Annotated in this window: 12 protein-coding genes and 1 riboswitch; of the genes, 9 read left to right on the forward strand and 3 right to left on the reverse strand. The window is 69.9% G+C overall.

Annotated features, from left to right (window positions below; genetic code table 11):
- The first annotated feature begins 51 nt into the window (after positions 1-51).
- The 8 genes from HV824_RS04840 (at position 52) to HV824_RS04875 (ending at position 9,047) form a co-directional block, all read left to right on the forward strand.
- Positions 52-2,052 (forward strand): M36 family metallopeptidase, encoded by a 2,001-nt coding sequence (locus tag HV824_RS04840; RefSeq protein ID WP_255207769.1) that lies wholly within the window; start codon positions 52-54, stop codon positions 2,050-2,052.
- Between the two features lie 95 nt (positions 2,053-2,147).
- Positions 2,148-2,642 carry a TlpA disulfide reductase family protein gene (locus tag HV824_RS04845; RefSeq protein ID WP_176422767.1) on the forward strand — a complete coding sequence of 165 codons (495 nt, stop codon included), beginning with the start codon at positions 2,148-2,150 and terminating at the stop codon, positions 2,640-2,642.
- Between the two features lie 34 nt (positions 2,643-2,676).
- Positions 2,677-2,979 (forward strand): hypothetical protein, encoded by a 303-nt coding sequence (locus tag HV824_RS04850; RefSeq protein ID WP_176422768.1) that lies wholly within the window; start codon positions 2,677-2,679, stop codon positions 2,977-2,979.
- A 156-nt stretch (positions 2,980-3,135) separates the two neighbouring features.
- Entirely contained in the window at positions 3,136-3,396 is a 261-nt protein-coding gene (locus HV824_RS04855) for a hypothetical protein (RefSeq protein WP_176417375.1), read from the forward strand.
- Positions 3,397-4,959 (forward strand): efflux RND transporter periplasmic adaptor subunit, encoded by a 1,563-nt coding sequence (locus HV824_RS04860; RefSeq protein WP_176422769.1) that lies wholly within the window; start codon positions 3,397-3,399, stop codon positions 4,957-4,959.
- 5 nt (positions 4,960-4,964) lie between these two features.
- A complete protein-coding gene (locus HV824_RS04865) occupies positions 4,965-8,036 on the forward strand; it encodes an efflux RND transporter permease subunit (protein ID WP_176422770.1) in 3,072 nt (1,023 codons plus the stop codon).
- 45 nt (positions 8,037-8,081) lie between these two features.
- Positions 8,082-8,351 carry a DUF2277 domain-containing protein gene (locus HV824_RS04870; RefSeq protein ID WP_163782009.1) on the forward strand — a complete coding sequence of 90 codons (270 nt, stop codon included), beginning with the start codon at positions 8,082-8,084 and terminating at the stop codon, positions 8,349-8,351.
- Positions 8,352-8,459: 108 nt separating this feature from the next.
- Positions 8,460-9,047: a cysteine hydrolase family protein gene (locus HV824_RS04875; RefSeq protein ID WP_217917103.1), complete on the forward strand. Its 588-nt coding sequence runs from the start codon at positions 8,460-8,462 to the stop codon at positions 9,045-9,047.
- Here HV824_RS04875 and HV824_RS04880 read toward each other — a convergent pair.
- From HV824_RS04880 to sugE, 3 genes are all read right to left on the reverse strand, one after another.
- The gene (locus tag HV824_RS04880; protein WP_176417371.1) at positions 9,035-10,567 is read right to left on the reverse strand and encodes a methyl-accepting chemotaxis protein; all 1,533 of its coding nucleotides are present in this window, start codon (positions 10,565-10,567) and stop codon (positions 9,035-9,037) included. The two genes, HV824_RS04875 and HV824_RS04880, sit on opposite strands and share 13 nt — an antisense overlap.
- Positions 10,568-10,773: 206 nt before the next feature.
- Positions 10,774-11,973 (reverse strand): MBL fold metallo-hydrolase, encoded by a 1,200-nt coding sequence (locus HV824_RS04885; protein ID WP_176417370.1) that lies wholly within the window; start codon positions 11,971-11,973, stop codon positions 10,774-10,776.
- A 64-nt stretch (positions 11,974-12,037) separates the two neighbouring features.
- Positions 12,038-12,358, reverse strand: coding sequence for a quaternary ammonium compound efflux SMR transporter SugE (gene sugE, locus HV824_RS04890; RefSeq protein ID WP_176422772.1), 321 nt, complete (start codon positions 12,356-12,358; stop codon positions 12,038-12,040).
- Positions 12,359-12,375: 17 nt separating this feature from the next.
- Positions 12,376-12,439: riboswitch (guanidine-III (ykkC-III) riboswitch) on the reverse strand.
- Between the two features lie 232 nt (positions 12,440-12,671).
- Between sugE and HV824_RS04895 the strand changes: the two genes are divergently transcribed.
- Complete coding sequence (locus tag HV824_RS04895) at positions 12,672-13,037, forward strand: hypothetical protein (protein ID WP_176417368.1); 366 nt, start codon at positions 12,672-12,674, stop codon at positions 13,035-13,037.
- Positions 13,038-13,182 lie beyond the last annotated feature (145 nt).

Raw genomic sequence — 13,182 nt, forward strand, 5'->3', positions numbered from 1 at the left:
CGCCTTTTTCATGCGGTGTTTCTCGTGGGAACCCTCTCGGGTTCTGCCGCAATGGCAGTCCATTCGGAGGAAGGCGTTCGCAATTACGATGCGCGTGATGCCTACAACGCGCAGGCTCGGTTTGGCGTCTCGTCTGCCCAGAAGTCCAGCCAGGCCGCGCTGAGGCAGACGGTGCCGGAGCTGATGGTGGAGTTCGACGAGTCCAACGGCCTGGTGCGCTCGCTCACCAATCCGGTGGGTGCGCTCTCCAGTCCGCGCAGCGGCGACCCGATGGCCATTGGCCTGGACTTCGTCCAGAAGCACCGGGACGCGCTCGGGCTGGGGCTCAACGACCTGGCGAACCTCGAGGTGACGGACCGCGTCTATTCGAAGGTGAGCGGCATCACCAACCTGTACCTGCGCCAGACGTACCGGGGCCTGCCCGTCTACAACGGCCAGCTCCAGATCAACGTGGACCGCGATGGCCGCGTGCTCAGCGTGCACAGCGACTTCCTCCCGGCCCTGGAGTCCTCGCTCGCGGGCACCACGCCCCGCCTGAGCGCCGCGGACGCGGTGGTGGGCCTGGCGAAGCACCTGGGCGTCCGCATCTCCGCGGCGCCGGAGGCCCTGAAGGCCGAGCCCGGCGCGCGCCAGCGCACGCGCGTGGCGGTGGAGGGCCTGTCCACCGAGCCCATCGACGCGGAGCTGGCGGTGCTGCCGGTCCGCCGAGGTGAGGCCCGGCTGGTGTGGCGCTTCCAGGTCCACACCCTGGACAGCGACCACGCCTACGACGTCACCGTGGACGCGTCCACGGGCGAGGTGTGGACGCGCTTCGACTGGGTGGCCGCCGATACCTACCGCGTCTACCCCATGCCGGTGGAGAGCCCCAACCACACCACGCCGCTGCCGCCGTCGGACGGCCGCGTGCTGGTCACCAACCCCGCCAACACCACGGCGTCGCCCTACGGCTGGCACGACACCAACGGCGCGGCTGGCGCCGAGTACACCACCCTCCGCGGCAACAACGTCCACGCCTACGAGGACACCGACAACAACGGCCAGCCGCCCGCCTCGCAGCCCAACTGCACCGCGTCCCTCGCCTGCAGCTTCCCCATCACCCTCACGGGCGCGCCGTCCACGTACATCCCCGCGGCCGTCACCAACCTGTTCTACTGGAACAACATCATCCACGACGTCCAGTACCAGTACGGCTTCGACGAGCGCTCCGGTAACTTCCAGGTCAACAACTACGGCCGGGGCGGCGTGGGCAACGACGACGTGCGCGCGGAGGCCCAGGACGGCGGCGGCATGAACAACGCCAATTTCCTGACCCCGCCGGACGGCCAGCGGCCGCGCATGCAGATGTACCGCTGGAACACGGTGACGCCGAACAAGGACGGAGACCTGGACGCCGGCATCATCGTCCACGAGTTCGGCCACGGCATCTCCAACCGCCTCGTGGGTGGCCCCAGCAACGTGTCCTGCTTGTCGAACCGCCAGCAGCCGGGCGAGGGCATCAGCGACTTCCTGGCGCTCTTCTACACCGCGAAGGCGACGGACACCGGCGCGCAGGGCCGCGGCGTGGGCACCTACGCCTTGAACCAGCCCACCACGGGCCCGGGCATCCGCCCCCAGCGCTACAGCACCAGCCCCTCCGTCAACACCTGGACCTACGCCAGCATCAACGGCATGGCGGTTCCGCACGGCGTGGGCGCGGTGTTCGCCCAGGGAATGTGGGAGGCCTACTGGGCCCTGGTCAACCACCACGGCTTCAACTCCAACCTGTACAACGCCACGGGCACCGCGGGGAACCAGCGCATGATGCTGTACTTCACCCAGGGCCTGAAGAACACGCCGTGCAGCCCCACCTTCACCCAGGTGCGTGACGGCATCATCACCGCGGCCACCACCCTGCACGGTGGCGAGGACGTCTGCCGCCTGTGGACGGCCTTCGCCGCCTTCGGCCTGGGCAGCAACGCCGTGTCCGGCAGCTCCGGCAGCACGGCGCCCACCAACGGCTTCGCGGTGCCCGCCGCCTGCGCGTCCTTCAGCGCGACGGCGGCCAAGCTCTAACCGTTGAACGCCACCGGGCCGGAGCTCCCTCGTGGGCTCCGGCCTGGCCCCAGTCCCGCATGGCAGGCGCCGCGTCTTGAGGTATCACCCTCTGGATGCGCCCCTCCGTCGCCTTGAGCATGCTCCTGCTCGGCCTGTCGCCACTGGCCTGGGCCTGCAAGAGCGAGCCACCGCCAGCCTATGTCCGGCTCCACGAGGCTGCGCCCGCGCTCGCGGACGTGCCGCCCTCCCGCGCCGTGCTCGTCGTGTTCTGGGCGACGTGGTGTCCCCCTTGCCGGCAGGAGACGCCCCAGCTCGTCGCCCTGGCCAAGGCGCCTCCCGAGGACCTCCAGGTCGTGGTCTTCAGTCATGACGAGACACCCCAGGCGGTGGAGTCCTTCTTCGAAGGGCCTCCGCCCACGACGCTCCACCTGCGCCTGGACACGGGCAAGCAGGCCGGCAGCGCGTTCGGCGTGGAGCAGCTCCCCGTCAGCGTCCTCGTGGTGGACGGCCGCCAGGTCGCCCGCTTCTCCGGCCCCCGGGACTGGAATGCCCGCGCCATGCGCCGGCTGCTGGAACGCTTGATACGCGAGTCACACCCGCTGGATTGACACCGACAGGCCCCTTTTAATAAGCCGGTCCTGGATGCAGTTCCTCCTGCGATTCCTCGCCGTGCTCCTCGTCCTGATGACGGGCGGCGTCTTCCAGACGTTGGCCCTGGCGTCGGACGTGCACGACGACTGCGCGGAAGAGTCCTCCGACGAGTGCGAGGACTGCTCGCCCAGCTGCGTGCTGTGCGTGTGCTGCCCGCTGAGGGCCGCCCCCGGTCCCGCGTCACCCATCGCGCGATTCATCCCGCCGCCCCGGCCGCTGCCCATCCCCTCGCGCGTGGATGAGCCCACGCTCTCCGGCGTGGGGACCGACATCTTCCAGCCGCCCAAAGCCTGACACCGCCCTTCACGGGAGACGTGTGTCTTGGCGAGGGCCGTGGCCGGATGTGCCCGCACGTCCTCCCGCTCCGCCCAAGCCCTGTCCGACCTTCCCGCGCACCTTCGCGCGGACCACCACCGCCGTGGGCGCGCGCCCCGGCAGGAGCGCTTCACCATGCACTCGCTGCGTACGCTGTCCGTCGTCCTGTCCCTGTTCGCCGCCCCCGTCCTGGCCGACGAGAGCAAGCCCGCCCAGACTGCCGCGTCGCAGAAGCCGCGCTGCGAGCACGGCGTCCAGAAGCGCCTCTGTGCCCGCTGCAACCCGAAGCTGGCCCCCGTCTTCAAGGCCAAGGGTGACTGGTGCCCCGAGCACGCGCGGCCCGAATCCCAGTGCGTCCTCTGCAACCCGGAACTCGCCAAGAAGGGCGTGAAGTAGATGCGTGCCTCCCGAGTCGGCCCCAGCGTCCTGGCGGTGCTGCTGGCACTGAGCGCCGCCAGTTGCAGCCAACCAGCGAGTCCCCCCACGGCGAAGGCGCCTCCTCCGCCGCCAACCGCCTCGGGAGGCACGTCCACCCCGTCCGAGCTCGCGCGCTGTGAGCACCGCGTCCCCGCGGAGCTGTGCACCCGGTGCAACCCCGACCTCATCGACGTCTTCAAGGACCAGGACGACTGGTGCGGTGCACACGGCGTCCCCGAATCCCAGTGCTTCCAATGCAACCCGGACCTCGCGTTCACCGCGCGGGACACCGCCCCCAAGGATTGGTGCAAGGAGCACGCGGTCCCCGAGTCTCGCTGCACCCAATGCAACCCGTCGCTGGTCGCGAAGTTCATCGAGGCCGGTGACTACTGCCGGGAGCACGGCTTCCCGGAGTCCGTCTGCCCATACTGCCACCCGGAGTTGGTGAAGGCCGCGGGTGCCCAGCCCCCCACCTTCCCCGAGCCGGGCACACGCGTCCGCCTCGCGTCCGCCGAGACGGCCCGCGAGGCTGGCATCCAGACACGCCGCGCGGTGAAGCGGCCCTTTGCCCGGACCCTGGACGTCGTCGGGCAGCTCGACTTCAACCAGAACCGGCTGGCGCAGCCGTCCGCCCGCAGCGAGGCGCTGATAACGGACGTCCGCGTGGACGTCGGCGACGAGGTGAAGGCGGGCCAGCCACTGGTGCTGGTCTCCTCGGGGGCCGTGGGCGCGGACCAGGGACGGCTGTCGGCGGCCCAGTCGCGGCTGACGGTGGCGCGCTCGGCGCTCGAACGCAAGCAGCGGCTGGCCGCGAGCGGAATCAGCGCACGAAAGGACGTCGAGACCGCCCAGGCGGAGGTCGCGGCCGCGGAGGCCGAGCGCAATGCCGCCCGCGCCGCGCTCTCCGCCGCGGGCGCCAATGTCCAGGGCCCACAGGGTACCTATGCCCTGTCGGCGCCCTTCGCGGGGACGGTGGTGGCACGAGACGCCATCGCCGGACGCCATGCGTCCGCCGGACAACCGCTCATCCAGGTGGCGGACCTGAGCACCATGTGGGCCCTGCTGGAGATTCCGGAGGCTGACGCGGCCCAGGTTCGCCCGGGACAGCGCGTCACCCTCACCTTTGAAGGCATGCCCGGACAGACGCGTGACGCCACGCTCACCCGCGTGGGCGCCTCCGTGGACCGGGCCTCTCGCACGGTGCGCGCCCGGGTCGAGCTGCCCAACCCCGACGGCGCCCTCAAGGCCGGGCTCTTCCTCAGGGCCCAGGTGCAGGTCGCCCCGAAACATGAGGCGGTGCTGGTTCCCCACGCGGCCATCCAGCGCGCACATGGCCAGACGCTGGTCTTCGTGCGCAAGCAGCCAGGGCTCTACGAGCCCGTCGCGGTGGAGCTGGGCGCCAGCACGCGCGAGGAGGTGGAGATCGTCAAGGGGCTCTCGGCGGGGGCGGAGGTCGTCACCACCGGCGCCTTCCTTCTCAAGACGGAGATCCTCAAGGACGCCATCGGCGCGGGCTGCTGCGAGACGGCGGGAGGCGAGTAGCCGCGATGCTCACCCGGGTCATCGAATGGTCGTTGTCCCACCGCTGGGCCGTCCTGCTCGGAACGGGGGCCCTCGTCGTTTCGGGCCTGCTCGCCTTCCGGGCGCTGCCCATTGACGCCATCCCGGACACGACGCCCACGCAGGTGCAGGTCAACACCGTCGCACCGGCGCTCACGCCCAACGAAGTGGAGCGCCAGCTCACCGTCCCCGTGGAGCAGGCGCTCGCGGGCTTGCCTCGCGTCAGCGAGCTGCGCTCCATCTCCAAGTTCGGCCTCTCCCAGGTCACCCTCCAGTTCGAAGACGGAACCGACCTGTGGTTCGCGCGGCAGCAGGTGTCCGAACGGCTGAGCCGGGTGCGGCTGCCAGCAGGCATCGCGCCCCCGACGCTCGGGCCCGTCGCCACCGGCCTGGGCGAGGTCTTCCACTATCTCGTCAAGAGCCGGACGAAGGGACTCGAGGAGCTGCGCACCCTGCACGACTGGGTCATCGCGCCCCAACTGCGCAGCGTGCCGGGCGTGGCGGAGGTGAACGCCTGGGGCGGCGAGGAGAAGCAGTGGCACGTCATCGCCGACCCGCGCCGCCTGCAACAGTTCAACCTCTCCCTTGGAGACCTCTACCGGGCGCTGGAGGAGAACAACGCCAACGTCGGGGGTGGCGTGCTGGAGCGAGGCGGCACGGCGACGCTCGTGCTCGGGGTGGGCGTGCTCGCGGACGGCAAGGCCATCGAGGACGTGGTCATCGCGGCGCACCACGGCGTCCCCGTGCGCATCCGGGACGTGGCCCGCGTCAAGGTGGGCCATGAAATCCGGCGCGGCGCCACCACCGCGGATGGCGAGGGCGAGGCCGTGCTGGGCCTGGGCTTCATGCTGGTGGGCGAAAACTCCCACACGGTGACCAGGGCGCTCGCCCAGCGGCTGGAGGACCTCCGGCGGACGCTGCCGAAGGACGTCCGCGTGGAGCCCGTCTATGAGCGCACCGAGCTGGTGGACCTCGTGCTGCGCACCGTCCGGACCAACCTGCTGGAGGGCGCGCTGCTCGTCACCGCGGTGCTCTTCATCTTCCTGGGCAACTGGCGCGCCGGCCTCATCGTGGCGGCGGCCATTCCGCTGTCGCTCCTGTTCGCCTTCAACGCGATGCTGCGCTTCGGCATCGCTGGCACGCTCATGTCGCTAGGCGCCATCGACTTCGGGCTCGTCGTCGACTCCTCCGTCATCATGGTGGAGAACGCGGAGCGGCGGCTCTCCGAGGCCCGGGACGGACGCTCCCTGCTGGAGGTGGTGCGGGATGCCGCCGTCGAGGTCCGCAAGCCCACGCTCTTCGGCGAGCTCATCATCATGGTGGTCTACCTGCCCATCCTCGCCCTCGAAGGCGTGGAGGGGAAGCTGTTCCGCCCCATGGCGCTCACGGTCATCTTCGCGCTCCTGGGCAGCGCGGTGCTCTCCATGACGCTGATGCCGGTGCTGGCCTCCTTCGCGCTGAAGCGAGGCGGCGGCGGCCCCCACCCCGAGCCACGGCTCATGCGCTGGCTCCAGCGCCTCTACAGGCCCGTCCTCGCATGGGCGCTGGCCCACGCGCGGGTCACGCTGACGGCCGCCGCGCTCCTCATCGTGGGAGCCACCCTCGCCGCCACGCGCCTCGGGAGCGAGTTCGTCCCCCGCCTGTCCGAAGGCACGCTCGTCATCAACACGGTGCGCCTGGCGGAGGTCTCCCTCTCCGAATCCATCCGCTATGGCAGCCAGATAGAGCGGGTCCTGCTGTCCCGGTTCCCAGACGAGGTGCGACGCGTCTGGACGCGGTCTGGCACCGCGGAGGTGGCCACGGACCCCATGGGCGTCGAGCTGTCCGACGTCTTCATCACCCTTGAACCCCGGGCGAAGTGGAAGCGGGCCGCCACCCAGGAGGAGCTGGTGAACGAGATGAAGGCAGAACTGGCGGACCTCCCGGGCATGCGCATGGCCTTCCTCCAGCCCATTGAAATGCGCGTCAACGAGATGATCGCGGGCGTGCGAAGCGACGTCGGCATCAAGCTCTTCGGGGATGACCTTGACGTGCTCAAGGCCAAGGCCCGCGAGCTGGAGGCCCTGGTGAGGGCCATTCCCGGCGCCGCCGACGTCACCGTGGAGCAGGTGACGGGCCAGCCCGTGCTGGAAATCGCGGTGGACCGGGCCGCGGTAGCCCGTTACGGGATTCCCGCCCGCTCCGTCCTCGACGTGGTGGAAGCGGTGGGCACGCGCATCGTCGGCGAGGTGCGCGAAGGCGAGCGGCGCTTCGACCTGGCGGTGCGCCTCTCCGAGGAGTACCGCGAGGAGCCCACGCGGCTCGCCACCATCCCCGTGGCCGCGCCCGGCGGCGAGCGCGTTCCCTTGGGACGGCTGACGCTCATGAAGGAGACGTCCGGCCCCACCACCATCCAGCGCGAGTGGGGCAAGCGGCGGCTGGTGGTCCAGGCCAACGTGAGCGCGCGCGACCTCGGCGGCTTCGTCGCGGAGGTCCGCCGCACACTCGACGAGAAGCTGGAGCTGCCCGCGGGCTACTACCTCCGCTACGGTGGTCAGTTCGAACACCTCGAGCGCGCGCAGACGCGCCTGCTCATCGTGGTGCCAGTCGCGCTGGCGCTCATCTTCCTGCTGCTCTACCTCACCTACCAGCGTGTCCTGGACGCCGTGCGCATCTTCGCGGGCGTCCCCTTCGCGCTCGTGGGCGGCGTGCTCGCGCTCCTGCTGCGGGGCCTGCCCTTCTCCATCTCCGCCGCCGTGGGCTTCATCGCCCTGTCCGGGGTCTCCGTCCTGGGGGACATGGTGCTCGTCTCACGGGTCCGCGCCCTGCTGGAGCAAGGCCAGGGCCTGGGCGAGGCCATCCGTCAGGCGGCCGTGTCCCGGCTGCGGCCCGTGTTGATGACCGCCGCGGTGGCCGCCATCGGCTTCGTGCCCATGGCGCTCAACACCGGCGTTGGCGCGGAGGTCCAGCGGCCCCTGGCCACGGTCGTCATCGGAGGCATCCTGTCGTCCACCCTGCTCACCCTCGTGGTGCTCCCAGTCCTCTATTCGGTCTTCGGCGCCGGGAAGGACACGCCCTGACAAGGAGTCCGTGTCAGTTCTCCGGACTCGCTCTACCCTGTGGGCATGTGCCGGAACATCAAGCCCCTGTTCAACTTCGCGCCGCCCGCCACGGACGCAGACATCCGCGCGGCGGCGCTTCAATTCGTCCGGAAGATCGCCGGGACGCGGACGCCGTCGAAGCAGAACACCGACGCCTTCGAGGTCGCCGTCGAGGAGATCTTCCAGAGCTCGAAGCGCATGCTCGACGGCCTGGTGGCCACCACGCCTCCCAAGGACAGGGCCCGCTTCGAGGCCATGAAGCGCCTGCGCTACAAGAAGGCCGAGCCGCGCTGACGGAGGAGACTCCCCGTCCCCCGCAGCCATGCCTACCCTTCCGCTCGGCAGCCTCCTGAAGACGGGGTGGATGTGACGCGGAAGTCCAGAAGCTCGAAGCCACGGCAGTTGACGTCAGCGGGGAAACGCTCCGACACGGCCCTGCTCATCATCGACGTCATCAACGACCTGGACTTCCCCGGCGGGGAGAAGGTCCTCCCCTGGGCCCTGCGCATGGTGGAGCGCCTGGGCCCCTTCACGGCGAGGATGCGGCGGGCCGGCGTCCCCGTCATCTACGTCAACGACAACTTCGGGTACTGGCGCAGCAACTTCCGCGACACCTACGCCCACTGCACCCGCAAAGGCAGCCGGGGCCAGCGCGTCGCCCGGGCCCTCAAGCCGAAGCCGGATGACTACTTCATCCTCAAGCCCAAGCACTCGGCGTTCTTCGCCACCTCCCTGGTGCCCTTACTGGAGCACCTGGGCACCCGGAAGCTCATCCTCGCGGGCCTGGCCACCAACCTGTGCGTCTTCTTCAGCGCCCATGACGCGCACATGCACGAATACCCGCTCACGGTGCTGAGCGACTGCTGCGCGGCGGAGAGCGACCACGACCATGACCTGGCGCTCTCCCAGCTCCAGCGCTTCCTCCACGTGCGCGTCTGCCGGAGCGATGAGGTGCGGCTGAGCGCGAAGCGGCGCCGTCAGATGTCGTAGGCCCGGACGACCTGGGAGACGCGCTCGGAGAGCATCTTCAGGGACAGGGCGGAGTCGCTGGTCGTGGAGATGCGGGACACGGTGTCCGTCATCAGGGTGTTCAGCTCGTTGACCGCGGTGAAGATCTGCTCGATGCCCGTGGCCTGCTGGCTGACCGTCCGCGCGATCTGCCGCGCCGCCGCGGTGCTGTCCTCGACGATGGCGGTGAGCTGCTTCAGGGTCTCCCCGGACGTGCGGACCTGCGTCAGCCCCGCCTCCATGAGCTCGGTGCCTTCGACGGTGATCTCCACCGTGCCGATGATGGCCTGATTGATGTCCTGGAGGATGCGCCGGACCTGGTTGGTGGCGCGGATGGACTGGTCCGCCAGCGCGCGAATCTCCTTCGCCACCACGACGAAGCCCTTGCCGTGCTCCCCGGAGCGCGCCGCTTCAATGGCGGCGTTGACGGCCAGCAGGTGGGACTGGTCCGCCAGGTCCTTCACCGTCTCGGTGATGCCGCTGATCTGCTTGGTCCGCTCGCCCAGGGAGGTGATACGCGCGGCGATCTCCGACACCTGGTTGCGCACCTCCTCCATGCCGTCGATGCTCGCCGAGACGGCCTCTTCGCCGGTGCGGCTCAGCTGCTCGGCGCGCTCGGCCACCTGGATGACGGACTCCGCGGAGCCCGACGCCAGCATCGCCGTCTGGCGAATCTCCTGCGCCGTCACCTGCGTCTCCTGCAGCGCGGCCGCGTGGCGCGTCACCATCTCATTCTGCTGGTCCGCTGACTCCGACAGCCCAGACACCGAATCACTGAGCAGCTCCGTGGAGGACTGGAGCTGGTGAAGCAGCTCCTTCAGCTTGCCCACCAGCAAGCCCACGGCCCGCGCGAGCTGCCCCACCTCGTCATCCGAGTCGATGCGAATGGTCTGCCGCAAATCGCCGTGCTCGGCGATGTGGCGCACCGCGGAGGAGAGCTGGAGCAAGGGCGCCACGATGGCGCGGCTGACCATGAAGGCCGCCGCGACGAAGACGAGGAGCGCGACCAGCACGGTGAGACCCACGTTCGCCAGCGCGCCCTCCACGCGCCCACGCGCATGGGTCCGGTCGAAGCCCACGTGGACCCAGCCGGCGTCACCCGGAACCGGCGCCACCAGGTCCTGCAGCTCCGTGTCTCCATCCCGCAGGACGAGCCCACCCACGGAGGACTTCAACTGCTCGCGAGCATCCCGCAGCACCTGGGCCTTCTCACCGGCCACGCCCACCAGCGTCCCGCCCGCGTCGAAAGCGGCGACGTAGGCCAGCCCCCCATGTCGCGCCACGGCCTCCAGCGTCTGCTGGACCTCGTCGTGCGCGCTCCGCTTCATGCCGTCCGCCAGCGCGGAGGCGAGCACCGTGGGCAGCGCGCCGCTCAGCTCCCGCCCCTGCGCCTCGAAGGCTTCCTGGAGCCGAGGCACGGTGTAGCCCTGTGAGAGGAAGACGAACAGGAGCGCCACGACGATGGGCGCCAGGGTGATTTTATGAGTGAGTGAGAGTCGCATCCGGCCGTGCCCGACTCGGGCTCAAAACGGGGAATGATGCTCCATCCAACAATCCAGACGCGTCGCATTGTGGGCGGCTGCGTGCGGGGGTGCAATCCCTCGGGAAACCACTACTCCGCGGATACGTGAGGCCGCTTTCTCAGCGTAAATTCACGCCGGACATGGACTTCGCCTGGCGCAGCTGACGTCAGGTCCTCCGCGGAGCCTCAGGGCGTGTCGCCAGCGACAGCCGCCGTCCGCACCGTGCTCCACCACGCCGTGTCCGCCCGCTCCCGCGTCGGCTCCACGGGACGCCCCAGGACCGGCGTAAGCAGGCTCACGCCTCGCTCGCGGGCCTCGGCCGCCAGCTCGTTCGCGGGCGCGTCCCAGGCGTGCAGCGCCAGGTTGAACGTCCCCCAGTGGATGGGCAGCAAGGCGCGCCCACGCACCATCTCATGCGCCTTCAGCGCCTGATGCGGCCCCAGGTGGATGCTTCCCCAGGACGGATGGAAGGCGCCCACCTCGAACATGGTGACGTCGAACGGACCGAAGCGGCGGCCCACCTCCGCGAACTCCTCCGTCAGCCCCGTGTCTCCGCTGAAGAAGACCCGGTGCCGCGGGCCCAGCAGCGTCCACGACGTCCAGGACGTGCTGTCGCGGTCCGTCAGGCCTCTACCGGAGAAGTGCTGCGCGGGCGTGGCCACCATCCGAAGGCGGCGCTCCCCCTCCCCCAGTGACACCTCCTGCCACCAGTCCAGCTCCACCACGCGCTCCGCCGGAACGCCCCACTTCTCCAGGTGCGCCCCCACGCCCAGCGGCACGTAGAACTTCACCTGACGCGGCACCAGCGCCCGGATGGTGGGCATGTCCAGGTGGTCGTAGTGGTCATGCGACAGCAGCACCGCGTCCACGTCCGGCAGCGCCTCCAGTGGCAGCGGAGGCGGATGGAACCGCTTGGGCCCCGCGATGGTGGACGGCGACGCGCGCTCGCCCCAGATGGGGTCGGTGAGGATGCGGAAGCCGTCAAGCTCCACCAGCAGCGTGGAGTGGCCCAGCCACGTCACACGCAGACCGCTCTCCGGCGGCTTCGCCAGCGCCGCGGCCACGTTCCGCTCCATGGGCAGCGCGGACGGAGGCGTGCGCTGCTGCGTGCCGAAGAGCAGCTCCTTCAACGTGCCCCAATCCGGTCCGTTCCGCGGCAGCGTGGCACCGGCGGTGTTGAGGAAGACGCCGTCCTGGTAGCGCGGCGAGGCCTGCATCCGCTCCAGGCGCGCCCCCTCCGCACGCGCGCCCAGGGACTGGAGGCCGTCCGTCGTCGTCCAGGTGAGGACGGCGCCAACCCCAGCGCCCAGCCCCACCACGCCCAGGGCATAGCGCCACCGGCTCCGCCGCTTCGGACGACCTCCACCCAGGAACACATTGCGCATGGCCCCAACGTGTAGCGCTCCCGTAGGGACCGCGCCTGCGAAATCAGCAGCGGCGGGCCAACAGCTACCGGCCGCTGGTGACCTTCAAGCCCACGATGGAGATGACCAGCAGCGACACGAAGAAGAGCCGCGCGGGCGTGGCGGGCTCATGGAAGAGCACGATGCCCATGATGGCCGCGCCCACCGCGCCAATGCCGACCCACACTCCATAGGCCGTGCCAATGGGCAGGCTCTTCGTGGCGAGCCCCAACAGCACCATGCTGGCGACGATGGCGCCGCCCGTGAGGACGCTGGGTACCAGCCGGGTGAAGCCCTCGGTGTACTTGAGCCCGATGGCCCAACAGACCTCGAGCAATCCCGCGATGACGAGGAGAATCCAGGACATGACGTACGACTCCCGTTGTCGCGTCGTCTTGTCCTGACCGGGTACGGCGCGCCTCGTCCGGGCAAGGCGACCTCACCACGAGGGCGCCCGCCGCCCCTGTATAGAGGCCCGCTGCCCCTGGTTCAACTGGATCGCCGTGGCACTGGCCCGGGCCCTGCCGGGCAGCCACGCCCCGCGCCACCGCCCGCGGTGCTGGCGCACGAGCACGCGGCGCTCCGTCACGCCGTCGCGAGGACCATTCCCTCGGCCCCGGGCGCCTCCCAGCTTGAAGAGACGCGCATGACTCAAATGACAACGAATTGGAGAAAGAGCGATGAAAGGATTGTTACTGGGGACAGCCTCGATGCTGGCCCTGTGGGGCTGCGCGAACAACGACGCCAGCGAGCGGTCGGCCGCGTGGCAGGAGGACCCCGACAGCACGGGTGAGTATTTTGAGCCCGCGGCGGAGAAGGAACGCGAGTCGAGAGCCGCGTCGGACGAGACGGTCTACGACGACTCCGCCACGGGTGGCAGCGGACAGAACGAATCCGTGACGAACGAGTCGGGGACGTGGGACACGCTGGAGGAGCCGGGTGGCGATGAGCCGCGAGTCCAGCCGAAGCCGGAGCGCGATGTGCCCAAGGCGGACTCGGAGGTCATCGACGAAGGGCCGAACATCCCCCGCCCGGTGGAGCGCTGAGCGAAGGCCGAGTGCGCGCCGCCTCCCCGTCCGCCCCCAGGATGCGCGGGCGTCTCGTGATCCGCATCAGCACCTCCGCCACCAACAGGCACCCGAGGGAGGGCTCGCGGCGGAGCAAGGCTGGTCCAGGTTGAACCGGGCGACC

Source organism: Myxococcus sp. AM009 (assembly GCF_013372605.1).
Taxonomy (GTDB): Bacteria; Myxococcota; Myxococcia; order Myxococcales; family Myxococcaceae; genus Myxococcus; species Myxococcus vastator.